The 24,975-nt window shown below is 41.7% G+C and carries 21 protein-coding genes and 1 tRNA gene; 18 read left to right on the forward strand and 4 right to left on the reverse strand.

Annotation, left to right across the window (positions count from 1 at the left end; translation table 11 throughout):
* Window positions 1-58: 58 nt before the first annotated feature.
* From QVD32_RS01580 to QVD32_RS01645, 14 genes are all read left to right on the forward strand, one after another.
* Window positions 59-1,528 carry a DUF4832 domain-containing protein gene (locus QVD32_RS01580; RefSeq protein WP_229033593.1) on the forward strand — a complete coding sequence of 490 codons (1,470 nt, stop codon included), beginning with the start codon at window positions 59-61 and terminating at the stop codon, window positions 1,526-1,528.
* Between the two features lie 27 nt (window positions 1,529-1,555).
* The gene (locus tag QVD32_RS01585) at window positions 1,556-2,653 is read left to right on the forward strand and encodes an FISUMP domain-containing protein (RefSeq protein WP_021892193.1); all 1,098 of its coding nucleotides are present in this window, start codon (window positions 1,556-1,558) and stop codon (window positions 2,651-2,653) included.
* Between the two features lie 78 nt (window positions 2,654-2,731).
* Entirely contained in the window at window positions 2,732-4,099 is a 1,368-nt protein-coding gene (locus QVD32_RS01590) for a glycoside hydrolase family 27 protein (protein ID WP_021892192.1), read from the forward strand.
* A gap of 10 nt (window positions 4,100-4,109) precedes the next feature.
* On the forward strand, window positions 4,110-5,651 hold the full coding sequence (locus QVD32_RS01595) for a DUF4091 domain-containing protein (protein ID WP_021892191.1): 1,542 nt from the start codon (window positions 4,110-4,112) through the stop codon (window positions 5,649-5,651).
* Between the two features lie 10 nt (window positions 5,652-5,661).
* Window positions 5,662-7,173, forward strand: coding sequence for a DUF4091 domain-containing protein (locus QVD32_RS01600; RefSeq protein WP_021892190.1), 1,512 nt, complete (start codon window positions 5,662-5,664; stop codon window positions 7,171-7,173).
* Window positions 7,174-7,200: 27 nt separating this feature from the next.
* Window positions 7,201-8,376, forward strand: coding sequence for a LamG domain-containing protein (locus QVD32_RS01605; RefSeq protein ID WP_021892189.1), 1,176 nt, complete (start codon window positions 7,201-7,203; stop codon window positions 8,374-8,376).
* A gap of 117 nt (window positions 8,377-8,493) precedes the next feature.
* Window positions 8,494-9,831, forward strand: coding sequence for a sigma-54-dependent transcriptional regulator (locus QVD32_RS01610; protein ID WP_118687562.1), 1,338 nt, complete (start codon window positions 8,494-8,496; stop codon window positions 9,829-9,831).
* 301 nt (window positions 9,832-10,132) lie between these two features.
* Window positions 10,133-10,213: a K(+)-transporting ATPase subunit F gene (gene kdpF, locus QVD32_RS01615; RefSeq protein ID WP_083855828.1), complete on the forward strand. Its 81-nt coding sequence runs from the start codon at window positions 10,133-10,135 to the stop codon at window positions 10,211-10,213.
* Between the two features lie 22 nt (window positions 10,214-10,235).
* A complete protein-coding gene (gene kdpA / locus QVD32_RS01620) occupies window positions 10,236-11,942 on the forward strand; it encodes a potassium-transporting ATPase subunit KdpA (protein ID WP_008860746.1) in 1,707 nt (568 codons plus the stop codon).
* Between the two features lie 16 nt (window positions 11,943-11,958).
* Window positions 11,959-13,992, forward strand: a complete 2,034-nt coding sequence (gene kdpB / locus QVD32_RS01625) for a potassium-transporting ATPase subunit KdpB (protein ID WP_046412748.1) — start codon at window positions 11,959-11,961, stop codon at window positions 13,990-13,992.
* An 11-nt stretch (window positions 13,993-14,003) separates the two neighbouring features.
* Window positions 14,004-14,579, forward strand: a complete 576-nt coding sequence (locus tag QVD32_RS01630; protein WP_021892186.1) for a K(+)-transporting ATPase subunit C — start codon at window positions 14,004-14,006, stop codon at window positions 14,577-14,579.
* Between the two features lie 22 nt (window positions 14,580-14,601).
* Window positions 14,602-15,381, forward strand: a complete 780-nt coding sequence (locus QVD32_RS01635; RefSeq protein ID WP_118687561.1) for a hypothetical protein — start codon at window positions 14,602-14,604, stop codon at window positions 15,379-15,381.
* A gap of 8 nt (window positions 15,382-15,389) precedes the next feature.
* On the forward strand, window positions 15,390-16,523 hold the full coding sequence (locus QVD32_RS01640; protein ID WP_008860750.1) for a sensor protein KdpD: 1,134 nt from the start codon (window positions 15,390-15,392) through the stop codon (window positions 16,521-16,523).
* A 14-nt stretch (window positions 16,524-16,537) separates the two neighbouring features.
* A complete protein-coding gene (locus QVD32_RS01645) occupies window positions 16,538-17,977 on the forward strand; it encodes a sensor histidine kinase (RefSeq protein ID WP_008860751.1) in 1,440 nt (479 codons plus the stop codon).
* Window positions 17,978-17,996: 19 nt separating this feature from the next.
* Here the strand turns inward: QVD32_RS01645 and ung are convergent, their stop codons facing one another.
* Window positions 17,997-18,659, reverse strand: a complete 663-nt coding sequence (gene ung / locus QVD32_RS01650) for a uracil-DNA glycosylase (protein ID WP_008860752.1) — start codon at window positions 18,657-18,659, stop codon at window positions 17,997-17,999.
* A 299-nt stretch (window positions 18,660-18,958) separates the two neighbouring features.
* On the opposite strand from ung, the gene QVD32_RS01655 reads away from it, so the two are divergent.
* Window positions 18,959-19,501 (forward strand): WG repeat-containing protein, encoded by a 543-nt coding sequence (locus QVD32_RS01655; protein WP_021892184.1) that lies wholly within the window; start codon window positions 18,959-18,961, stop codon window positions 19,499-19,501.
* A 77-nt stretch (window positions 19,502-19,578) separates the two neighbouring features.
* Here QVD32_RS01655 and QVD32_RS01660 read toward each other — a convergent pair.
* The 3 genes from QVD32_RS01660 to QVD32_RS01670 form a co-directional block, all read right to left on the reverse strand.
* Window positions 19,579-19,651 (reverse strand) — tRNA-Phe (locus QVD32_RS01660).
* Window positions 19,652-19,764: 113 nt separating this feature from the next.
* The gene (gene thiL / locus QVD32_RS01665; protein ID WP_008860802.1) at window positions 19,765-20,805 is read right to left on the reverse strand and encodes a thiamine-phosphate kinase; all 1,041 of its coding nucleotides are present in this window, start codon (window positions 20,803-20,805) and stop codon (window positions 19,765-19,767) included.
* 53 nt (window positions 20,806-20,858) lie between these two features.
* Window positions 20,859-21,671 (reverse strand): purine-nucleoside phosphorylase, encoded by an 813-nt coding sequence (locus tag QVD32_RS01670; RefSeq protein WP_008860803.1) that lies wholly within the window; start codon window positions 21,669-21,671, stop codon window positions 20,859-20,861.
* A gap of 227 nt (window positions 21,672-21,898) precedes the next feature.
* On the opposite strand from QVD32_RS01670, the gene QVD32_RS01675 reads away from it, so the two are divergent.
* Genes QVD32_RS01675 through QVD32_RS01685 form a run of 3 tightly spaced genes read left to right on the forward strand, consistent with a single transcriptional unit; the run spans window position 21,899 to window position 24,859 of the window.
* Complete coding sequence (locus tag QVD32_RS01675) at window positions 21,899-22,771, forward strand: CE1 family esterase (RefSeq protein ID WP_021892183.1); 873 nt, start codon at window positions 21,899-21,901, stop codon at window positions 22,769-22,771.
* Window positions 22,772-22,815: 44 nt separating this feature from the next.
* Window positions 22,816-23,754, forward strand: coding sequence for a sugar phosphate isomerase/epimerase family protein (locus QVD32_RS01680; protein WP_008860805.1), 939 nt, complete (start codon window positions 22,816-22,818; stop codon window positions 23,752-23,754).
* A 16-nt stretch (window positions 23,755-23,770) separates the two neighbouring features.
* Window positions 23,771-24,859, forward strand: coding sequence for a phosphotransferase enzyme family protein (locus QVD32_RS01685; RefSeq protein ID WP_008860806.1), 1,089 nt, complete (start codon window positions 23,771-23,773; stop codon window positions 24,857-24,859).
* Window positions 24,860-24,975 lie beyond the last annotated feature (116 nt).

Genomic DNA, 24,975 nt, shown 5'->3' on the forward strand with positions numbered 1-24,975 from the left:
TATGAACAAATTAAATTTTAAATATCTGTTTCCTAATTTATTCCTATTTTGTATCTGCATGAATCTTACAGCGTGCAGTGAAAAGAACAGTGGCGGAGACAATCTACAATCGGGAGATGAAATAATCTCGTTCGAACCCGACCTAAATACACTTATCCGCAATCCAGCATCGGGTTGGACTTTATACGACGATGCAAACGACTACGTCGCACAAGCGAATACCTATTGGAATCAACAGGGAGCCGCAGCAGAAAAATATGCTTCTATTTTCTATTGGCGTTCCCGATGGTCTGAGCTCGAACCAGAAGAAGGTAAATACGCATGGGAACATGACGAGAATTTCAAAGCGCTCATTCAAGGCGCCCTTGACCGAGGATTGAAATTGGCATTCAGAGTTTACATCGACGGACAAGACAATATTCATAACGGTACTCCCGACTTCGTAAGAGAGGCCGGAGCCAAAGGTTATGCAGTCCATAAGCTCTGGGACCCTGCAAATGAAAACAACAACTGGACTCCCTATGCCGACGACCCCGTCTTTCAGGAAAAATTCGGGAATTTTATCCGTGCTTTCGCCAAAGAATTCGACAATCCCGAACAAGTAGATTTTATCGACGCTTACAATTTAGGCTGGTGGGGTGAAGGGCATCACGTACAATATTTGAACAACAATAATAAATTCAAAGTGTATCAATGGATTACAGACCTATATGCCGAGAATTTCAAAAATGTTTTGCTTGTCGTGAACTTTGGAACAGAAATAGGATTCGAATATGAAAAACGATTGGCTATCGACAAACACGATTTTTTGACTCGCCGTGACGGAATCGGCAGTTATTGGTTCCAAGATGCAGAAGTCAATATCATCAACTCGCTTTTCCCACAAAAAGCATTCATAGCCGAAGGCTGCTATTGGGGAGGAAATTCCGACAGCTATCAACCGTGGAACACCGATCCGCTTTATGCCGACAAATTCAAATCATGGTCCGACTTTTATACTCAGGCTTATAAAGACGCTATACGAGGACATGCCAATACACTCGATTTGAGAGAGGCTACCGAAACCAGAGGTTGGATAACCCACGCCAAAGATTTGGTAAAAGACTTCATTAGTAACGGTGGATACAGATTAACCCCTATCCAAATAGAATATCCAGCATCGGTACAAATGGGAAATACATTATCCATAAAGCATACATGGCGAAATAGCGGGGTAGGCGTATGTCCCAACAATAACAAAAGATGGAACTATAAATATAAAGTTTCATTTGCCCTACTCGATCCCGAAAGCCATGAAATAAAACAACGGATCACCGATGAAAACGCAGAACCGTCGGCATGGATAAAAGGAACCGATAAAACGTATAAAACCAGCGAATCTTTAATTGTCCCAGCCGGACAATACATATTGGCAGTTGCCATTACAGACGATACCCAAAATCAAAAACCGGGATTGAATCTTGCCGTAAAAAACGGGAAATTCATAAACGACTGGCTACAAATCGGTACTATACAAATCACTAAATAATTCATCAACCCTAAAAACACAATTACAATGAAAAAATCACTTTTTTATTTAGCAGCAACACTACTCATTGCTACGACCTCATGTTCCGAAGACAACAATGACGATGACCCCAAAGGGCAAGAGAGCAACATTACACTATACGCGCCCGACGATTTGGAAGAGTTTGATCTTTTGTACGAAAATCCCACACGAAAACTGAAATTCGAATGGGAAAGCGATAAAGAAGGAGCTACATACGCTCTTATATTCAGCCTCGATGAAGAGATGAACAACATCGAGAGAATTGATATCGGAACCGAAATGTACACATCTCTCACCCATCAAGACCTCGACGACTTACTCGGTAAACTGGGCGTAGGCGAATACAAAAGAGGTGAATTATATTGGGCGGTCGAAAGTGAAAACGAAGGAACCTTGTCCCGCAGCGAAATTCGCAGCATGAAATTGTTCCGTTTTTATAAACCTTTCATCGATCCTCGTGACAACGAAGAATATCGCGTATGTCGTGTTTTCGATCCTATATCCGAAGATTATGCCGTATGGTTGGCCGACAATTTAAGAGCGACGACCTATTCCGACGGAACTCCTCTTGGAGAAAATGATGTAAAATTCTATACTCCCCAAGAAGGAGAAGACGAATCTTGGACAAAAGTTTTCGGAGGGTATTACACATGGACCGCCACCATGCGGGGCACTCGTGGAGCAGAAGAAGGTGAAAAAATTCAAGGTATAGCGCCCGAAGGTTGGCACATACCGACTAAAACTGAATGGGACTTCTTAATCAATGCTTGCGGTGACCCCACTATGCCCGCCACCATATTAAAAGAAAAAAGCTATTGGGATCCTAATGCCGGAGATGTCGGTATGAACTCTATCGGATTCAATATGGCTGGGACTGGATACATTTGGAGCATACCTGAAAACGATGTAATAGAAGCCTTTGCCAATACCTATTTCTGGACCTCGACAGCTCCCAAAGACGGAGATGTGTACCCGTGGAATCCCGATCCCGTAAACTTCCCCAATCAGGGAGTAACATACGGATTCACACTTAACGATTCAGGAGCCGCCCTTTATCCTTACGACAGGAACAGAGGATATAGTGTCCGCTGCGTATTAGATTAAACTATTGCTATACGTTATTGCCGGATCCTTCGGCAATAACGTATAACATACTTATCCTAACCCCGATAACTGAATATCATGAACATCAAAACCTCAATTGCAATAGGGCTACTCATACTCCTACTTTGTTCTAATTGCACCAACGACAACAAAACCAACCAACCGGAATCCACCGCAATATTAGCCGAACGCCCACCGATGGGTTGGAACAGCTGGATATGCTTTGGAACTTCTGTAACAGAAGACGAAGTTAAAGCCAATGCCGACTTCATGGCCGAAAATCTGAAAAAATACGGTTGGGAATACATTGTTATCGATGCCGGTTGGTATGCGCCCGGCATGGAGACTTTGGAGCAATATGAATCGTCAACGCCACATCAAATCATCGACAAATTCGGACGCCTCATCGTCGATACGGAAAAATTCCCATCTGCAAAAAACGGAGAAGGGTTGAAACCTCTCGCCGATTATCTGCATAGCAGAGGCTTAAAATTGGGTATACACATCATGAGAGGTATTCCCATTCAAGCGGTCGAAGCTAATACGCCCATAAAAGGGACATCATATCGAGCACGAGACATTGTCAATACCGATTCTCGATGCAAATGGTATTTCGGATTTTATGGGATAGACATGAGTAAGCCCGGAGCTCAGGAATACTACGACTCGCTTTTCGAACTTTATGATTCATGGGGAATAGACTATGTAAAGGCCGACGATTTACTATCTCCCATTTATGCACACGACGAAATAGAAGCGATAACCAAAGCCGCAAGAAAAAGAAAAAGGCCCTTTGTCCTGAGCCTTTCTCCCGGCCCTGCCCCTGTCGAGAACATAAAACATTTGCAAAGCGTAGCCCAACTATGGCGCATTTCCGAAGACTTCTGGGACGACTGGGAGGCTCTGAAAGAACAATTTCCACTTTGCCGGAAATGGCAAAAGTATATTTGTAAAGGGCACTGGCCCGACGCCGATATGCTCCCCATAGGCCCAATGGCACAAAGAGCCATGAGAGGGACTCCCCGAATGAGTAATTTTACACCAGACGAACAATACACAATGCTCACACTATGGGCCATGTTTAGATCCCCTCTGATGATTGGCTGTAATCTACCCGAAATAGACGATTTCACGCTAAACTTGATTACAAATAAAGAGGTACTTGACATCAATCAATATTCCAAAGGAAATAAAGAATTGTTCGATCGAAATGGAATAATCGCTTGGTATGCTCAAAGCGAAGACGAATTGACCCACTATATCGCCATATTTAACACTACCGATAAAGATATAGAATCTTACACCTTTCCACTACAAACCATAAATTATATCGGAGACGGTCACATCACCGATTTGTGGAAAAACGAATCAATGGAAATCAAAAATAACTCAGTCTCGTTTTCTGTTCCTGCGCATGGCGTAAAACTGATTAAACTAACTAAATAGTCTTGTAGGTATGAAATCATCACATTTTTATTATATAATACTATTCTCGTTTTTACTTGCCGCCTGTAAAGACGACGGGCCGGGTGAAAAAGAAAATTCGGACAACGACGTTCCCTCCGTAGCGACCAATACTTGGCTATTAAACAGTCTGGATAACATAGAAAATTATTCCAACTCGGATCCAGAAAACCGATACGATATAAATATGGTTCGTAACGAATACGAAAGTGTACAGCTCGTTATACAAACCGATAGTAAAAAAAGGCTGAAAATAGAACGTATCGGTAACAACGATGCCATTGAATTTCAATGTCGGAAACTGGAAGCTTTCAACGGGAAATACGATGTTCTGATTCCTTGCGATAACGAAATAGAACCCGACGACAAAGTAGTGCGAGCTTGGCTCACTTTTAAAGTCAAGTCCGAAGCCGAGGCTAAACGACATAAAGAAATCATACGATTCAAAACCGATGACAAAGAATATGCCGTAGCTATATCGATTAATGTCGTTAACGCCTCTTTGCCAGAAACTCCATCTATTGCCTCGGTATTCGGAATCAACCCTCAAAATTTCATATTCACCGGTCTATCGGAAGAACAAAAAATAGAAAAGCGCAAAGCAGCTTCGGATCTTTTATTGGAATATCGCATATCGCCCTACTTTTCCACATGGCTGAGCGGAACGATGAAAACCGAATGTTTCTCCTCGCCATACGCATGGAATGACGATCGCACTTGGGAATACTTGGCAGACAAACGTTTTAGCCGTATTGCCTTGCCATCGCATGGGTTATCCGACGATGAGTTAGAGATAATGCTGAATAAAGCTCGCGAAACCGGATTGCTAAACAAAGCATTTTTTTATGTATGGGACGAACCTACAAAGACCAACGAATATGAACAAATCAAAACTCTTTCGGATCGCATTCATCGATATGCACCGGAAGCCAAAGTGCTCACTACATTCTATTGCGGCCCTACCGACGGAGAACACAAAGACGATTTATTCGCCGTATTCGACATTCTAAATGGAGCGACATCTATTTATTGTACTGGCGTATGGGCGTTGCAGGATAATGAAAATCGCTCGAAGCAATGCAAAGCCAAATTAAAATCAGGACAAGAATGGTGGAGCTACGTGTGCATGTCTAACACTCCGGGGCTTGCTTCAAATTCTACCGCTATCGGTAACAGGGCGACCATGTGGCGTAATTATAAAGAACAAAATTCCGGATTCCTATATTGGGTCGTCAACGGATTCGCCAGCGTTTATCCCCTCAGACCTCGCCCTGAACTGCCCGAAGGAGACGGGATACTCATCTATCCCGGTGAATCGTTCGGCACAAACAAAATTTGTACCTCTGTCCGGTTGGAACGATGGCGCGATGGAGCCGAAGATTACGACATGCTGGTCTTGTACGAAAAAAAACTCGGACGATCGGCCGCCTTATCTCTTCTCAACAACGTTTATAAGAGTCCCTCGAACTACACAGATCAAAGCAAATACGCATTGGCTCTACGTAAAAATTTAATTGAAAACATCACAGAATAAATATTTCGATATGCAACATCACCTTTTCTATCGGCTTCTCATCATAAGCTGTACATTCTTTTTAATCTCTTGTCAACAAACAATCGAATGTTACCTTATACCTTCGACCGACAAAGCATCTGATTTTTATAAAGTTCAACCTCGAAATTCCGGCACGTTATTCCTCGCTAAAAATGAAGCGGAACATATCCAAATCGTTTTCAAAGGCTGTCCGGGAGAGACCTATAAAATACATCGAAACGAAAATGCCGACAATTCTATCCGATATAGTTGTCGGCAAATCAAATCGGTATATGGATTCGACGATGCCTTAGTCCCCATAGATGGAGAACAAGTTACTTTAAACGACTCTATCGCTAAACTATGGATTACATTCCATACGGCCGAGTCGACCCGACCGGGGAAATACGAAGAACAAATTTCGATCGATGGTAACGGAAAACGGCAAAAAATAAAAATCGATCTGCAAGTGTACGACACGGCATTACCCTCGACACCTTCGCTACCAGCAGCATTCGGGATCATAGAAAAGAATCTCATCGACTCGGCTTCGAAAGAACAAACTTTGCAAAACAAACTGGAATGGGCAGAATTATGCCTTGATTATCGCATGAACCCCTATTTCTCCACATGGTTGGCCAACAGCATGAAACATGAAGCATCTTCATCTCCGTGGAAATGGAACGACAAGCGAACGGTTCCTTTCCTATCGGACAAACGATTCAATCGGTTCGCTGTCCCCTACCACTCTCTGTCACACAACGAATTGGACAGCTTATTACAGCAATTAAAACAAACCGATTTACTCGATAAATCCTACTTCTACTTATGGGACGAACCTACTTATATGAAAGAATATCACCTCATCGGTCAATATTCCCAAGAAATACACAAGCTCATGCCCGAAGCAAAAGTCCTCACGACCTTTTACTGCGGACCAAAAGACGGGAAATACAAAGACCGGTTGTTTTCCGTATTCGACCTTTGGCGAGGAGACACTCAAATTTTCAGTATGAGCGCTTGGGCTTTACAAGCGAACGAAGCCAACGCAGACACATGCCGTTCTCTTCTCCGAGGCAATGAAGAATGGTGGACTTATGTCTGCATGGGACCCGGAGAAGAGCAACCCAATTTATTACTCACGATGGACGGATATCAGCATCGAGCTGTATTATGGCGCAGCTGGAAAGAGCGTACCACCGGATTCCTATATTGGGCAGTCAATGCCTATGCCGAATCCGACACATTGGCTTTTCGCAAAGACCTCCCCGAGGGCGACGGTGTGCTGATTTACCCCGGCCAATATTTCAACAGCACAAGCCCCGTAGTATCGATACGAATGGAACGTTGGAGAGACAGTATGGAAGACTATGAATACCTTGCCAAGCTCGAAAAGAAAATAGGAAGAGCCAAAAGCGAAACCCTTTTCCAATCTATATACCAATCGCCCGAAAAATACTCGAAAAACAACGCAGAAATAGAAAAATTCAGAAAATCCATTTTAGAAATTCTTAGTAAATAATTCTTTAATCATTTAAATTTCAAATCTATGAAAATAATTACTTCATTCAAAATCGCAGGTTTAATAACAGCCTGTCTTTTTGCAGCTATGCCTACAAAAGCGGACATCGGAGCTATTTCTTTCAAAACATCGGCTGCCGGTATGAATGCGTTGGAAACGACAATCGGGTCTAATCAAATGACTTTAGAAACATGGTTATATATAGACAATAGTACCGGATTTTTCGCCAGCAATATGCACAACGACAAGGGATTTGCATTAGGATTCGACGGGTGGTTTAAATTTCAGTTGGACGGAGCATCTATATGGATCGATCCTACTTCTTGGAAAGAGAACTGGACTCACATCGCTTGTGTCGCCGACGGAAGTCAGATGATTGTCTATGTTAACGGTGAAGTAGCCGGAACACAGGAGAATACAACAGGATATAATACGGAAGCCGATGGAAAGCCTCTTTTTTTGGGAACTGCTCCGTGGGGCAATCCTTGCAATTGCAAAATGGCAGACTTTCGACTTTGGAGTGTAGCCCGCACAGCAGAAGAAATAAAAAATAATTATCAGAAACAAGTAGAACCGTCCGCGACAGGACTGATTAAAAATTTCAATTTCGCAGAAGGTAATGGAGACCACACGGCCAACTTAGCAGAGCCCGAAGGGAATCAAGCATGGTGTATGGGCGCTATCGATACCGATTACAGTTGGGAAACAGTAGCGCAGATACCTACGAATCTACGGACAGAAAATCAAACCGAAAATTCATTCGACATTTTATGGGACGGAACCGACGGTAACACATGGAGTGTCGAATTATCTGCCAATGGACAAGTTGTCGACACGAAAACCAGACTTACCGAAAAGAAGGCCAGTTTCTCTAATCTCGATAAAAAAGATTACACTGTACGTGTAAAGGCACATTCGTTTATGGAAACTGCATTTTCCGATGCTTTCTCGGTCAATCTATCTACCTCCTCGGCCATAACCAATATTCATAAAAATATTTCTATTGTCAGACACAATAACGCAATCCAAATTGACGGCATTCAAACTGGAAAATTGATTTCGATATATACCGATCAAGGCATTTTGAGCCGACAAATTTCAGCCGAACACGAAACAACGGTTCTCAGTATAGAAGGATTCCCTCATGGCATATATTTCATCTCCATAGAAGGGTACGGTCCGACATTTAAAATTGCTCTTTAATAAATCTTCCATAAACTATAAAGGCGGGAACATGCAATGTCTCGCCTTTTCTGTATCTGCTTTTTCGGAACAAAAATATATCCTATCTTTGCACGCATGAGTAAGAATGAGAATATTATAAATAAGGTTCTAATCATCGACGATGAACCACAGATAAGACAGTTATTAGCCCGCATTTTAGGGCTGGAAGGATATGAAGTTTTACAGGCAGGAGACTGTAAAGCGGCAGTAAAACAAATGGAGTATTCTCCCAATGTTGTCTTATGCGATGTTTTTCTCCCCGACGGGAATGGTGTAGATTTCATAAAAACAATTAAAAAAATATCGCCCGAATCGGAAATCATTTTATTAACAGCCCACGGAAATATACCCGACGGGGTACAAGCCATAAAAAACGGAGCCTTCGACTACATAACCAAAGGTGACGACAATAACAAAATTATTCCTCTGATTAGTCGGGCTATGGAAAAAGCTCGAACTAACGGAGTAAAAAATCGTCCCGAAAAAGAAACCTTTCAGCAATATTCATTCAATTCTATTCTTGGTCAGTCAAAGCCTTTGCTGGAAGCTATCGCGTTGGCACGAAAAGTGGCATCAACCGATGTACCGGTTCTTTTAACCGGAGAGACCGGTACAGGAAAGGAAGTTTTCGCCCAAGCGATTCACCACGAGAGCAAACGAAATAAAGGAAATTTCGTTGCAATAAATTGTTCGGCATTTAGCAAAGAACTCTTGGAAAGCGAAATATTCGGACATAAAGCAGGCTCCTTTACCGGAGCCTTGAAAGACAAAAAGGGACTTTTCGAAGAGGCTCACAACGGAACGATATTTTTAGATGAAATCGGAGAAATGGCGATAGAGTTGCAAGCCAAGTTGCTTCGAGTATTAGAAACCGGAGAATATATCAAAATAGGTGAAACCAAACCGACATCTGTAAATGTTCGTATTATTGCAGCAACCAACCGAAACTTGCCGGAAGAAATAAATGCAGGGCATTTCAGGGAGGATTTGTTTTATCGGCTGTCGGTTTTCCAAATACATTTACCGCCTTTGAGAGAACGTCCGGGAGATATTAGACTTCTAACCGAAGCATTTGTACAATCCTTATCCGAAAAAATGACCCATTCCTCGAAAACGGTTTCCAAAGCATTCATCGACATGCTCGAACAACAAGAATGGAAAGGCAATGTGCGTGAACTCAGAAACGTTATCGAAAGAAGTCTTATTGTTTGTGAAAGTGATGAGTTACACCCCGAAGATTTACCCATAGAAATACAAAATGCAACTTTTAAGGAAAAAAGTAGTAATAATAGTGGTTTCGAATTATCGGCTATGGAAAAACGCCACATCGCCCGAGTACTGGACTATACAAACGGTAATAAAACCGAAGCTGCAAAACTCCTAAAAATAGGACTTACCACTTTATATCGAAAAATAGAAGAATATAAACTCTAATTTTTTTCAAAATAATACACAACCCTACCAAAATGAAAAGGGAGCATCTGGTGAACAGATACTCCCTTTTCATTTATAATACTAATTATGAACCAATTAAAATATTCAAAAACAATATTGGCACAACTTTGGCATACCCCAAACCGAAAAAAAATAATTTAGTATTCACTTAAAAAAAATGTAACATGGAATTTGACGCATTAGGTTTTGGAGTTTGTATACTCAGTGGAATTGCCTGTTTCTGGCTCTTCTATAAGTGCATAGACTGGTTTGAAAAAATTTAATTAAAAGGAGATTTAACATGTACACTGCATTATTTATTATCAGCGTAATTATGTTCGGGTATCTGATGTATGTATTAGTAAAACCCGAAAAGTTTTAGTCATTTATAAAGATTAAACACAATGAATACAGAGATATTAGGTGTTATTGCACAAATTGTCCTGATGGTCGTACTCGCCTACCCCATCGGGAAATACATTTCAAAGGTTTTCAAAGGTGAGAAAGTTTGGTCGGACTTCATGACTCCCATCGAAAAAATCATGTACAAACTGGGAGGTGTCGATCCAACAGAAGAGATGAACTGGAAACAATTCCTGAAAGCATTGCTCGTGATAAACCTCTTTTGGTTTTTCTGGGGAATGATATTGTTAGTTTCTCAGGGAGTACTGCCCCTAAATCCAGACGGCAATTTAGGACAGTCTGTTCATCAGGCATTCAACACATGTATCAGCTTCCTCGTGAATTGTAACTTACAACATTATAGCGGAGAGAGTGGGCTAAGCTATCTCACCCAGTTATTCGTTATCATGCTGTTCCAATTCATCACCGCTGCAACCGGTATGGCGGCAATGGCGGGTATCATGAAGGCATTGGCCGCTAAAACGACCAAAACAATTGGAAACTTCTGGTACTTCTTAGTAAGGAGCTGTACCCGTGTTTTACTTCCTATTTGCCTCGTTATCGGATTCATACTGATTATAGAAGGGACCCCTATGGGCTTTGACGGAAAGATGGAAGTGACTACAATAGAAGGACAAACACAATATGTATCGCAAGGTCCTACTGCGGCGATAGTTCCCATCAAACAATTAGGTACGAACGGAGGTGGATACTTCGGAGTAAATTCATCGCACCCTCTTGAAAATCCTACCTATCTCACTAATATGATAGAATGTTGGGCCATATTGATTTTACCTATGGCTATGGTATTCGCTTTTGGGTTTTACCTTAAACGAAAGAAATTAGCATACAGTATTTTCGGAGTAATGCTATTTGCTTACTTAGCCGGGGTATGGATAAATGTATCCCAAGAAACAGGTGGCAACCCGCGCATCGACGCAATGGGTATAGCACAAGACAACGGTGCTATGGAAGGAAAAGAAGTCCGACTGGGTTCTGCTGCTACGGCGCTTTGGAGCGTGACAACCACCGTTACTTCCAACGGCTCTGTAAACGGTATGCATGACTCTACCATGCCTCTCTCTGGCATGATCGAAATGCTGAACATGCAAATCAATACATGGTTCGGTGGTGTAGGTGTAGGTTGGATGAACTACTTTACTTTTATCATTATCGCCGTATTTATCAGTGGATTGATGGTTGGTCGTACCCCCGAATTCCTCGGCAAAAAAATAGAAGCTCGAGAAATGAAAATCGCTACGATCGTTGCCTTGTTACACCCATTTGTCATCTTAGTAGGAACCTCATTAGCGGCCTATTTATATGTTCATGCACCTTCCTTTGTCGAAAACGAAGGCGGTTGGTTGAATAACCCGGGATTCCACGGACTAAGCGAAATGCTTTATGAATTTACTTCCTGTGCCGCCAATAATGGTTCCGGTTTCGAGGGATTGGGTGATAATACATGGTTCTGGAACTACTCTTGCGGTATAGTATTGATACTCAGCCGATACCTTCCCATCGTAGGACAAGTTGCCATTGCAGGATTATTAGCCAATAAGAAATATGTACCAGAAAGTGCAGGAACCTTAAAAACCGATACAGTTACTTTCGGTGTCATGACCTTCGCTGTCATCTTTATCGTTGCAGCTCTGTCATTCTTCCCGGTTCAAGCATTAAGTACTATTGCAGAACATTTCAGCTTATAATAACAGAACGATAGATATGAAAAATAATAAATCAGCTTCTTTATTTGAAAAAGAGCAAGTTTTAACGAGCTTAAAACAATCATTCGTTAAATTGAATCCTCGAATCATGGTGAAAAACCCCATCATGTTCACGGTAGAAGTTTGTACAGCCATTATGTTCCTTGTGATGATTTATTCCATCTTTGACAACGCTCAAGGTTCATTCGTGTACAATGCATGGGTTTTTGTTATCTTGTTTATCACACTATTATTCGCCAACTTCGCCGAAGCTATCGCTGAGGCCCGAGGCAAAGCACAGGCTGATAGTCTGAGAAAAACCCGCGAAGAAACTCCGGCAAAACTACTTGTCAATGGACAAATAAAAACGACAAGTAGCTCTCAACTGAAAAAAGGTGATGTATTTATCTGTGAAGCAGGTGATACCATACCAGCCGATGGTGAAATCATAAACGGATTGGCTTCTATCGACGAAAGTGCGATTACCGGAGAAAGTGCTCCTGTAATTCGAGAAGCCGGTGGTGACAAAAGTTCAGTGACCGGTGGAACAAAAGTCCTTTCGGATCGCATCGAAGTGCTTGTCACACAACAACCGGGAGAAAGTTTCTTGGACAAAATGATTGCTCTCGTCGAAGGCGCTTCCAGACAAAAAACTCCTAACGAAATTGCGCTGACAATCCTTTTAGCCGGCTTCACACTGGTATTCCTAATCGTATGTGTAACCCTTAAACCGTTTGCCGACTATACAGGAACTGTTATTACAATAGCATCTTTCTTATCGTTGTTTGTCTGCCTTATCCCGACGACAATTGGAGGTTTGCTTTCAGCTATCGGTATAGCAGGAATGGATAGAGCTCTGAGAGCAAATGTAATTACCAAATCGGGAAAAGCAGTAGAAACTGCCGGAGATATCGATACTCTCCTTTTGGATAAAACAGGAACTATTACAATCGGAAACCGTAAAGCTACCCATTTCTATCCCGCCAACGGTTTGGAAAATCATGCTTTTGCCGAAATTTGTATGATGTCGTCTCTATCCGATGAAACTCCCGAAGGTAAATCTATCGTAGAACTGGCTCGTGAATCGGGTTTAAGAGTACACAACTTGAATACAACCGGTAGCAAGCTTATCAAATTCAGTGCCGAAACAAAATGTTCCGGTGTAGATTTAGCAGACGGTACTCGGATTAGAAAAGGGGCAGCAGAAGCTATTCGAAAAATTGCTCAAAACGCAAGCTACGAAATTCCACAAGATTTGGAAAATCGTATCACAGAGATTTCAAAAAATGGAGGAACCCCTCTTGTAGTTAGCGTCAATGAAAAACCTGCCGGTGTCATAGAATTACAAGATGTTATCAAACCGGGAATACAGGAACGGTTCGAACGGTTGCGTAAAATGGGAGTTAAAACAGTCATGGTTACCGGGGATAATCCATTAACGGCCAAATACATTGCAGAAAAAGCCGGTGTAGATGACTTCATCGCAGAAGCCAAACCCGAAGACAAAATGAACTACATCAAGAAAGAACAAAGTGCCGGTAAACTGGTAGCCATGATGGGCGACGGAACCAACGATGCTCCTGCTTTGGCCCAAGCGAATGTTGGTGTAGCTATGAATAGTGGAACTCAGGCAGCCAAAGAAGCTGGAAACATGGTAGACTTGGACAACGATCCGACGAAATTAATCGAAATTGTAGAAATCGGGAAACAATTATTAATGACTCGCGGAACCCTTACCACATTCTCCATCGCCAATGATGTCGCAAAATACTTTGCCATTATTCCGGCTCTATTCATGATAGCCGTACCAGAATTAGCTTCACTGAACATTATGGGATTACATAGCCCCGAAAGTGCTATTCTATCGGCCATTATTTTCAATGCAATCATTATTCCCATATTGATTCCATTGGCTTTAAGAGGTGTTCAATACAAGCCTATCGGAGCTTCGGCTTTACTCCGCCGCAACCTGCTCATTTACGGATTAGGTGGTATAATAGCTCCATTCGTCGGCATTAAACTCATAGATTTAGTAATAGGATTATTCTTTTAATAAAAGCAACAATGAAAAATTTCATAAAATCAATCAGGCTAACATTAGTTTTCTGCCTTTTCTTCTCAGTATTTTATATACTGATATTATGGATATTCGCCCAATTCGCAGGGCCAAACTCTGGAAACGCCGAGGTTGCGACCTTAGATGGGAAAATAGTGGGTGCAGCCAATGTAGGGCAAGTCTTCACCGAAGACATCTATTTCTGGGGCCGTCCCTCTTGTGCCGGAGATGGATATGATGCCAGTAGTTCTGCCGGTAGCAACAAAGGACCTACGAACGAAGAATACTTGGCAGAAGTAGAAACTCGTATCGACACCTTCTTGGTACACCACCCTTATTTGGAACGTAAAGATGTACCGGCAGAAATGGTCACAGCCAGTGGTTCTGGTCTCGACCCTGACATCACGCCAGAAAGTGCATACGTACAAGTAAAGCGTGTTGCCGCAGCCAGAAATATGGACGAAACTACCGTAAAAGAAATAGTAGACCAAACAATTGAAAAACCATTTTTAGGATTATTCGGAACAGAGAAAGTAAACGTATTAAAATTGAACATTAATTTAGAAAATTATGAAAACAAATAAAAACATTTCAGCAATAGCTACCATGAAAAAGAAACAATTAATCGATAAAGAAGGCGCTAGCCTTATCAGAGCATTGATAATCATTTCGATTATAGGACTCCTTGCCATGTTTACCAATAAAGCATCTGCTCAAGTACGATTCAATGTACAAGGAGATTTAGTTAGCTCCTATGTGTGGAGAGGTATGTATCAAACAGGTGCCAGTATTCAACCGACGTTGAGTTTCAGTGTTGAAAACCTATCGTTGACGGCATGGGGATCCACCGACTTCGATGGTTATCGGAATGGTAATATTCCCTCTGCGAATAAAGAACTTGACTTGACTCTGGCTTATACCTTCCCAAAATTGGGACTAACAGTTTCGGTTGCCGATATGTGGTGGGCCGGACAGGGAGCTGGAAAATATTTCGATTTCAATAACAAGACGACAGCTCATCATTTCGAAGCAAGTCTTGCTTATGTACTTCCGGTAGAAAAATTTCCTCTTTCGATCGCATGGTACACCATGTTTGCCGGTATGGATAAAAATGAAAAAGGCGATAAAAACAACTACTCGTCTTATGTAGAACTCAATTATCCGTTCAGTGTAAAATCGGTCGATCTCAATGTAACATGTGGTATAGTACCTTATAAAGCACCTCAATACTATACCAACGGATTTGCCGTTACTAATGTAGCATTGAAAGGAAGCTACGCAATTAAAATCACAGATTCGTTCTCCCTTCCGATATTTTCACAAGTAATATGGAACCCTCGTATGGAAGATGCTCATATCGTATTCGGAATCACTCTTAAACCATAACAGGGAGAATGGATATAATTGAAAACGAAAAAAATGTACAATATTTTCTCGACTTGATAAAAAAATCGAGGAGGGGTAAGTTTAAACTCTACATCGGCATGATTGCCGGTGTAGGGAAATCTTATAGAATGCTACAAGAGGCCCACGAACTCTTAGAAAACGGAGTAGATGTAAAAGTGGGTTTCATAGAGACACACGGACGTACCGGTACAGAAGCTATTTTACAAGGTATTCCTGTTATCCCGAGAAAAAAAATTTTCTACAAAGGGAAAGAATTGGAAGAGATGGATTTGGATGCTATCCTTCAAATACGTCCCGAATTGGTCATTGTCGATGAACTGGCTCATACCAACGTCGAAGGCAGTCGCAATGAAAAGCGATGGCAAGACGTCATGGAGTTACTCGATGCCGGTATCAATGTTATATCGGCAGTAAATATCCAACATATCGAAAGCCTGAACGAAGAGGTGCAGGAAATATCAGGAATCGAAGTTCGAGAACGAATTCCCGATCGTGTTTTGGAAGAGGCCGATGAAGTCGTAAATATAGACCTCACAGCAGAAGAATTGATCGAACGGTTAAAAGCCGGGAAAATATATAGGCCGGAAAAAATAGAATTGGCATTGAATAATTTTTTCAAGGCCGAGAATATTTTACAACTACGAGAACTCGCACTCAAAGAAGTTGCTTTACGGGTCGAAAAAAAAGTAGAAAACGAACTCCCCTTAGATACATCTCACGTACGTCATGAAAAATTCATGGCGTGCATCAGTTCCCACGAAAAAACGCCCCGCAAAATCATTCGACGCTGCGCTCGATTGGCTACACGATATAACACAAAATTTTTCGTACTATATGTACAAACACCCAAAGAGGATCCCGATCGCATCTCGCTGGCAGATCAGCGACATCTGTTAAACCATTTCAAATTAGCCACTGAATTAGGTGGAGAAGTCATACAGGTACATTCCCCGCACATTCTCGAAAGCATTATAAAGGTCGCAATCGAAAAACAAATTACAACAATATGTACAGGAATTCCAGCACTGAAATTGCCCCAAACCATATTTACGGTGTCCAAATATAAAAATTTCATGAAATCTTTATCCGAGAACAATATAGATTTAATTATCTTAGCCTAATAAAAATACCCGTCATGAATATAAAAACAAAGTTGCTTTTAAGTATAGGGTTACTGACCGGAATGATTATTCTGCTGGTCTCCTTATCAGTTATCTATTTACAGATGCTGACGGCTGCCGAACCAGACAGCCCGATAGCTTCGACAGGCTTAAAACAAGCCGTTGTATGGGTGGCAATTATCGGAGGCATCTGCATAGTCTGCGGTGTCACATTAGCTATCTGGCTTCCTCAATCGATAAATAGACCTATCAAGGAGCTAACCGACGGTATCCTCGAAATAGCGAATCGCAACTATGAAAAAAGGCTGAATATATCGGATAAAAACGAAGAATTTAAAAATGTGGTCGATAGTTTCAATAGAATGGCTCAACACTTGTCCGAATACAGATCTACCACCCTATCGACACTACTGGCACATAAAAAATTTCTCGAAGCAATTATCAATAGCATCAGCGATCCCATAATAGGATTAGATCCAGACCGCAAAATACTTTTCATAAATAGTGAAGCTCTGAACATACTGAATCTGAAAAAAGAAAACACAATCTTCAAATCGGCCGAAGAGATTTCTTTGAAGAATGATTTATTAAGGAAATTAATACGAGAACTGGTTTCTCCCAATCCTCAGAAAGAGCCTATCAAAATATATGCCGACAATAAAGAAAGTTACTTCAAAGCCTCCTATATAGAAATAGACAACACGAATCACGACAGTGAAGAACCCGAAAAACTGGGGCACGTAATTATATTGAAAAACATCACGGAGTTTAAAGAGCTGGATTCTGCGAAAACAACATTTATCTCGACGATATCTCATGAATTGAAGACTCCCATATCAGCCATTATGATGAGTTTGCAATTATTGGAAGACAGACGTATCGGGTCTCTTAACAAAGAACAAGAGCAACTCTCCCAAAGTATTAAGGAAAACGGAGAACGGTTGCTCAATATCACCGGAGAATTGCTGAACATGACCCAAGTAGAAGCCGGAAAACTACAACTGATGCCCAAGATAACCCGGCCCATAGAATTGATCGAATATGCGATCAAGGCCAATCAGGTACAAGCCGACAAATTCAACATACACATCGAAGTCGATTATGACGAAAATACAAAGAAACTATTCGTCGACAGCGAAAAAATAGCATGGGTACTTACCAATCTTGTAAGCAATGCCATACGTTATTCCAAAGAAAACGGTCGCGTCATTATCGGCACTTACCAAGACGGCAATATGGTCGAAATCTATGTACAAGATTTTGGGAAGGGAATCGACCCTCGCTATCATCAAAGCATATTCGACCGTTATTTCCGAGTGCCGGGAACAAAAGTACAAGGCAGCGGATTAGGATTGTCTATATCCAAAGATTTTGTAGAAGCACATGGGGGGACTCTTTCCGTAGAAAGCGAATTAGGAAAAGGGAGCCGTTTTATACTAAGATTGAAATCATAATAAACGGGGACTAAAAATCTCACCAATCGATTTCCCGTATTCCCTTACTCCGTAAAAATGCATTCGCTCTACTGAAATGCCGACATCCGAAAAAGCCACGATCAGCCGATCGTGGCGACGGGTGCGCGGCTGTTAAAACCAAATGCTTGCGAGCATCAATAAGCGCAATCTTCTCCTTAGCATAACTACCCCACAGCATAAACACGAGATTTTCTCTCTCATCGCTCAACTTTCGAATGACCGCATCGGTAAAAATCTCCCAGCCCATGTTTCGATGCGATCCTGTTTCATGAGCTCGCACGGTAAGCACAGAATTCAAAGGAAATACACCTTGCCTCACCCACCGATCCAAATTGCCCGAAGCGGGAATAGGCTTGCCCAAATCATCATGTATCTCCTTAAACATATTAAACAAAGAGCCGGGAATAGCCACCCCCTCGGGTACAGAAAAACAAACACCGTAATACTGTCCGGGATTGGGATAGGGATCTTGGCCTAAAATAACAACTCTCACAGACTCGAAAGGACATGCATCGAATACATGAAATATCAAATGTCCCGGAGGCAAAACATGCGCACGGCCATATTCGCTCCGCACAAAAGAAACCAATCGCTCGAAATAGGGCTTATCGAACTCGTCTTGCAGCCTCTTTCGCCAACTTTCCTCTATCCTCACATTCATATCTTATAAATTATTTCTCCAATGACAGCGCAGCTTCGGACAACAATAAATACACTCGTACCGAAATCTCCCTTATCGCATTGCCTCTTGCAAAGTTACATAAACAATGCACTAAAAGATTCATACGGCCTACCTTTTTATTTTTAGAGTCATTACAACAACCTATAAACACTCGCCGATATACAAACAGACTTCTATTCGAACACAGAAAATCGCATATTCCCAGCAGAGATTAATATAAGTTATGACTGCGTTTAAACCTTTTTTCGTTAACTTCGTCAAATGAAAAAAAATTGCACATGAAACCACTACTTATCCTTATTTCGATTTTATTCGGATTCCTATCCATGCAAGCCCAATATGACTATCCCTATGATAGCGGCAATCATTACTACGATAATACCCCACGTCTTATCATTCAGAAAAGCCGAATCATGGGTTGGTACGTTTCCGACATAAACGGAAACCGCATTAGCGACTATTACGAACAAATCCGACCTTATAGGCAAGGTCGGGCAGCAGCATTAGACAAAATCATGGGTTGGTGTTTCATTTCCCTCGACGGTAAACGATGCACCGATTATTACCTTCTCGTCGACGATTTCCACGAAGGGTACGCACTTGTCAAAGATAAAATCATGGGCTATTGTTTCATCAATAGAGACGGTCATCGACTCGGCGACTATTACGAAGAAGCCTATCCGTTTCACCGAGGCGTCGCTTTGGTGAAAGACAAAATCATGGGTTGGTACTTACTGAACACTGCCGGAAAGCGAATAAGCGACTATCACGATTCGCCTCGCGATTTTCAACCGACAAGACCATTGTACCGTCCGTGGTGAAAGCCGAATTTTCTATAATAGACAAAAGTAAAGAAATAAAAAAGAGAGTCACCAAACTGTAACTCTCTTTTTTCAAGTGGTGCCAACGGGAATCGAACCAGTGACACAAGGATTTTCAGTCCTTTGCTCTACCAACTGAGCTATGGCACCATCATTTTTGCGTGTGCAAAGATAATAGGTTTATTCCAATTTACCAAATATATTGTCGAATTTTTCCGTTCAAAAATATAAATATGCAAACGACGCAAGGGACGAATAAATTCTTATTCTTCGGCAAGAGAATTCCACCCCTGTGCCCGAAGGGTTATCTCGGTATCGTCACGGGTTATCATGCAACAACCCAATTCTGGTTTTGTAATATGTCCTATCACTCGCACTCCGGGGATAGCAGCGACAATGTCGTGCTTTTCGAGAGGTACGGTAAAAAGCAATTCATAATCCTCGCCTCCATTCAATGCAGCAGTCACCAGATTCATATTAAATTCCTCCGCCATAGCTGCCGTCTGGTAATCGATCGGTATCCGGTCTTCATATATACGGCAGCCCACATGACTCTGCGAACAAATGTGCAATAATTCGGAGGAGAGCCCATCAGAAATATCCATCATGGCTGTCGGAACGATCCCGGCTTTATCCAACTCGGCAACAATATCCTTACGGGCTTCTGGTTTCAATTGGCGTTCGAGCAGGTATTCATGTCCTTCGAACGCAGGTTTGAATTCGGTTTCTCCGGCAAACACCCGCTTCTCCCGTTCCAATAGTTGCAATCCCATATAGGCTGCTCCTAAATCGCCGCTGACACAAATCAAATCGTTTTCTTTCGCTCCGTTACGATAGACGACCTTCCCGGGTTCTCCTTCTCCGATACAGGTAATGCTGATAGTCAGCCCCGTCATCGAAGCCGATGTATCTCCCCCGACCAAATCCACCCCGTAGATATCGCAAGCGAGCTGTATGCCGGCATAAAGTTCTTCGAGATTTTCTACCGAAAAACGTTTGGAGACACCCAACGAAACAGTTATCTGACGCGGTGTCCCATTCATGGCATATATGTCGGAAAAATTAACCACCGCCGATTTATACCCCAAATGTTTCAACGGGACATAGGTAAGGTCGAAATGAACACCTTCGAGCAATAAATCGGTTGTAATCAACGTCTGTTTTCCTTGATAGTCGAGCACGGCCGAATCATCTCCCACCCCTTTTAGAGTAGAAGTGTTCTTCAACTGTATATGCCCGGTCAAACGCTCTATCAAACCAAATTCGCCTAACGAGGCAATTTCTGTACGTTTTATTTCTTCCATAAATTATAACAAAGTCCACAAGCTCATGGCTCATGGACTTCTTCTATTTCATATTAAAATTGTTCTACCAGTTCTTTCATAATAAAGCTCATTCTGGGTTGAGCTTCTGCCGCTGCCTTTTGCACCTCTTCGTGAGAACATTTCTCCACAATACCTTCTACCCCCAAATCGGTAATCACCGAAACGGCAAAGACTTCGATACCGGCATGACGCGCGACAATGACTTCGGGAACCGTACTCATGCCCACGGCATCACCGCCTATGATATGAAAGTAACGATACTCGGCCGGGGTTTCGAAAGTAGGTCCCTGTGTACCCACATACACACCTTGCTGTACTTTTATATGATTTTTTTCAGCTATTTCAAGAGCCTTTGCAATCAAACGGCGAGAATACGCCTCGCTCATATCGGGGAATCGTACACCCAATTCCTTATAATTGCGTCCATGCAACGGATGTTCGGGAAAGAGATTGATGTGGTCACGGATAATCATAATATCGCCGATGGCAAAATCGGGATTCATACCTCCGGCTGCATTCGAAACGAAGAGATGCTCTATTCCTAGTTCTTTCATGACACGCACCGGGAAGGTAACTTGTTTCATATCGTATCCCTCGTAATAGTGAAAACGCCCCTGCATAGCCATGACATCTTTCTTTCCCAATTTTCCGAATATCAACTTCCCCTGATGTCCTTCTACTGTCGACACCGGGAAATTGGGAATCTCGGTATAAGGAATTTCAGTCTTGTCTGTAATGTGGTCTACCAACTCGCCCAACCCAGTTCCCAATATAATGGCGGTCTTAGGCATCACCTGAACTTTTGCTGCGATATAGGCGGCTGTTTCTTTAATCTTTTCAATCATCACGTAAATATTTTGGTGAATAATATTCTAAAAAATAGAGTAACCCGAAGGCAAATACAATATCCCTATCGATTCCAATGAGCTACAATCTATTTCCGTTCGTTTTACAAATATAGCACAACCTCCGGTATTTCGGCTCCCCTCCAAAACATTTTTCTTAAATTTTCAGTAAATAATTCTTTCCAATATCTACTTTTTCTCTACCTTTGAATAATAATACCTGAAAAATGAAACAGTTTTTATTTTGTCTAACTATCTCTCTATATGGCAGCATATTGGCTGTGGGACAAACCACCGGGACACTAACCTCTCATAAATTTCAATCAGGAGGAATCGAGCGTAGTTATAAATACTATCAGCCGGCCAATCTCTCATCTGGGGCTCCTCTTGTCTTTGTACTTCATGGCTATGGTGGCACAGCCGATCCAAAAAGATTCGGTATGAATCCTATCGCCGATAAATACGGATTCGCCGTGTGTTATCCGCAAGGCGAACAAGATAAAAAAGGGAAAAACTGCTGGAATGTCGGCTATCCATTTCAGGCCGATATGACTATCGACGATATAAACTTTTTATGCGATCTCGCCTTACACCTTCAAAAGAATTACCGACTAAGCCCGCACAATACATTTTGCACGGGTTACTCCAATGGAGGAGAAATGTGCTATCTTTTAGCGTACAAACGTCCCGATATATTTACAGCAGTAGCTCCTGTTGCCGGGCTTACGCTCGAATGGATGTATCGGGAATTAGAAACAAACCGCCCTATCCCTCTATTCGAAATACACGGAACCGAAGACAAAACCTCTATGTGGAACAGAGACCCGAATAATGAAGGAGGCTGGGGGAAATATATAGCAGTACCTATCGCTGTAAACCATTGGGCTATCCAAAACAGATGCACTCATGAAATTACCGATACGATTGCCTCTATTGATTCTTTATCCAATCATACTATTATCAGCCATAAATACGTCAACGGTATAAACAGAAACGAAGTTTGGTTATACGAAATAAAAGGGGGTAAACATTCATGGGGAGAAAAAGACTTGAATACAAGCGAACATATTTGGCTATTTTTCAGCAAATTCGTCCGTTAGGATACACAAAAACAATATAATAATTACATCAAAACAAATTCATCATGTTCACACAAATCAAAAATTTTTTAGTGCTTCTAATGGTTATTACCATTGCATTCCCTTCGGCATGTAAAACAAAGTATCCTCCACTCCGAATTGGGAACTCCATCGGTATCAAAGACATGAACTACGAACGTCTCAAAGCGATGAAAGATGCCGGTATCGACTGCATAGAAATTACAACAGGTGGATTCATATCCACGAAGAAACCCAAAACAGATGCCGAAATTACGGAGTTGTTGACTCGTACCAAATTAGCAGCCGACTCTGCCGGTATTGAAATTTGGTCTATACACATGCCTTTCGGAAAAGACATCGATATTTCGCAAACCGACGAAAAAATACGAAAAAACAGCGTCGCTCTACACATGAAAGTACTCGAATTTTGTAAAATCATACAACCTAAAATCATTCTTTTCCACCCAAGCTGGTATCTGGGCCACAACGAGCGGAATGAACGTATCGCTCAGTTAGTACGCTCGGTAAATGAGCTCAATCCCAAAGTTAAAGAACTGGGAGCCAAAATGGTTATAGAAAATATGTTAGGATACGAACTCGTGAGAAACGAACAACATGAACGTCCCTTAGGTCGTACAGTAGAAGAAGTCAAACTCATCATGAAACAACTTCCTAAAAATGTATATTCTGCCATCGACATGAATCACATCGATAACCCAGAACTGCTCATACAGGCTATGGGCAAACGATTAAAATCTGTTCACATCGCCGACGGTGACGGACGACACGAGTGTCATTACATGCCTAACCCTTGTAGCGGGAAAGGAGACAACAATTGGATAAAAATACTAAAAGAGCTCTACAAAGCCGGATATACAGGGCCTTTTATGTATGAAGTAAAAACATCGGAATACAAAGAGTTCAAAGACCTCTATAACTGTTATCAAAACCTCTATCAAAATTTTATCGACTCAAACAAATAAAAACACATACACTATTATGAAAGATTTGAAAGACATATTATCGCATTTTTTTCTTGCCGGAAAAATTCTCGAAATTAAGCCATTAGGAGCAGGACTCATCAACGATTCTTATAAAGTAACCACCGTCGCCCCCGATACCCCCGACTATGTTTTACAGAGAATCAATCACTCGATCTTCAAAGATGTGGATATGCTGCAAAATAATTTTTACCAAGTCACGACTCATATCCGCCACAAATTAGAAACCAAAGGAGAAACCGATATAGACCGCAAGGTTTTAACCTTAATACCGACAACCGATGGTAAATTATACTATTTCGATGGAGAAAGTTATTGGAGAATACTCATCTTCATTCCAAACGCAAAAAGCTACGAAGCCGTAACCCCGGAATTCTCATATTATGCCGGACAAGCATTCGGTAATTTCCAAGCTATGCTGTCGGATATTCCAGTGGAACTGGGTGAAACGATTCCAGATTTTCACAATATGGAATTCCGATTAAAACAACTGCAAGAAGCCATAACAGCCGATCCTGTCGGTCGTGTGGCCTCCGTCAAACCCATCATCGACGAGCTAGACAAACGAGCCGACGCCATGTGTTTGGCCGAAAGATTGCATCGAGAAGGGAAATTGCCCAAACGCATTTGCCACTGCGACACCAAAGTGAATAACATGATGTTCGATGAAAACGGTCATGTATTATGCGTGATCGATCTCGATACAGTCATGCCCAGCTACATATTTTCCGACTTCGGTGATTTCATGCGAACGGCAGCCAATACCGGAGAAGAGGACGACAAGAATTTGGACAACGTCAATTTCAATATGGAAATATTTAAAGCATTTACCAAAGGATACTTAGAAACTGCTAAATCGTTTCTCACCGACATCGAAATCGACAATCTGCCCTATGCTGTTACCTTGTTTCCTTATATGCAAACCGTACGTTTCCTGACAGACTATATCAACGGCGACACCTATTACAAGATAAAATACCCCGAACACAATTTAGTTCGTACAAAGGCTCAATTCAAACTTCTACAAAGTGCCGAAGCCGCTATCCCCAAAATGAAGGCTTACATCAAAGAATGTTTGGGTAAATAAATCCATACTGCCCAATGAAAGAAAAAGAGCTCCCGAATAATTCGGGAGCTCTTTTTCTTTCATTGAAAACTCCTTAAAAAAATTCAAAACCCACTCTTTCTCCTCTTGGTTTTGGT

The organism is Barnesiella sp. (assembly GCF_022723415.1).
GTDB lineage: Bacteria > Bacteroidota > Bacteroidia > Bacteroidales > Barnesiellaceae > Barnesiella > Barnesiella intestinihominis.

What these genes read in the sequence shown, in the direction of transcription:
- QVD32_RS01580 (WP_229033593.1), top strand. Translation starts at nt 59, where the DNA reads ATGAATCTTACAGCGTGCAGTGAAAAGAACAGTGGCGGAGACAATCTA.
- QVD32_RS01585 (WP_021892193.1), top strand. Translation starts at nt 1,556, where the DNA reads ATGAAAAAATCACTTTTTTATTTAGCAGCAACACTACTCATTGCTACG.
- QVD32_RS01590 (WP_021892192.1), top strand. Translation starts at nt 2,732, where the DNA reads ATGAACATCAAAACCTCAATTGCAATAGGGCTACTCATACTCCTACTT.
- QVD32_RS01595 (WP_021892191.1), top strand. Translation starts at nt 4,110, where the DNA reads ATGAAATCATCACATTTTTATTATATAATACTATTCTCGTTTTTACTT.
- QVD32_RS01600 (WP_021892190.1), top strand. Translation starts at nt 5,662, where the DNA reads ATGCAACATCACCTTTTCTATCGGCTTCTCATCATAAGCTGTACATTC.
- QVD32_RS01605 (WP_021892189.1), top strand. Translation starts at nt 7,201, where the DNA reads ATGAAAATAATTACTTCATTCAAAATCGCAGGTTTAATAACAGCCTGT.
- kdpF (WP_083855828.1), top strand. Translation starts at nt 10,133, where the DNA reads ATGTACACTGCATTATTTATTATCAGCGTAATTATGTTCGGGTATCTG.
- kdpA (WP_008860746.1), top strand. Translation starts at nt 10,236, where the DNA reads ATGAATACAGAGATATTAGGTGTTATTGCACAAATTGTCCTGATGGTC.
- kdpB (WP_046412748.1), top strand. Translation starts at nt 11,959, where the DNA reads ATGAAAAATAATAAATCAGCTTCTTTATTTGAAAAAGAGCAAGTTTTA.
- QVD32_RS01630 (WP_021892186.1), top strand. Translation starts at nt 14,004, where the DNA reads ATGAAAAATTTCATAAAATCAATCAGGCTAACATTAGTTTTCTGCCTT.
- QVD32_RS01635 (WP_118687561.1), top strand. Translation starts at nt 14,602, where the DNA reads ATGAAAAAGAAACAATTAATCGATAAAGAAGGCGCTAGCCTTATCAGA.
- QVD32_RS01640 (WP_008860750.1), top strand. Translation starts at nt 15,390, where the DNA reads ATGGATATAATTGAAAACGAAAAAAATGTACAATATTTTCTCGACTTG.
- QVD32_RS01645 (WP_008860751.1), top strand. Translation starts at nt 16,538, where the DNA reads ATGAATATAAAAACAAAGTTGCTTTTAAGTATAGGGTTACTGACCGGA.
- ung (WP_008860752.1), bottom strand. Translation starts at nt 18,659, where the DNA reads ATGAATGTGAGGATAGAGGAAAGTTGGCGAAAGAGGCTGCAAGACGAG.
- QVD32_RS01655 (WP_021892184.1), top strand. Translation starts at nt 18,959, where the DNA reads ATGAAACCACTACTTATCCTTATTTCGATTTTATTCGGATTCCTATCC.
- thiL (WP_008860802.1), bottom strand. Translation starts at nt 20,805, where the DNA reads ATGGAAGAAATAAAACGTACAGAAATTGCCTCGTTAGGCGAATTTGGT.
- QVD32_RS01670 (WP_008860803.1), bottom strand. Translation starts at nt 21,671, where the DNA reads ATGATTGAAAAGATTAAAGAAACAGCCGCCTATATCGCAGCAAAAGTT.
- QVD32_RS01675 (WP_021892183.1), top strand. Translation starts at nt 21,899, where the DNA reads ATGAAACAGTTTTTATTTTGTCTAACTATCTCTCTATATGGCAGCATA.
- QVD32_RS01680 (WP_008860805.1), top strand. Translation starts at nt 22,816, where the DNA reads ATGTTCACACAAATCAAAAATTTTTTAGTGCTTCTAATGGTTATTACC.
- QVD32_RS01685 (WP_008860806.1), top strand. Translation starts at nt 23,771, where the DNA reads ATGAAAGATTTGAAAGACATATTATCGCATTTTTTTCTTGCCGGAAAA.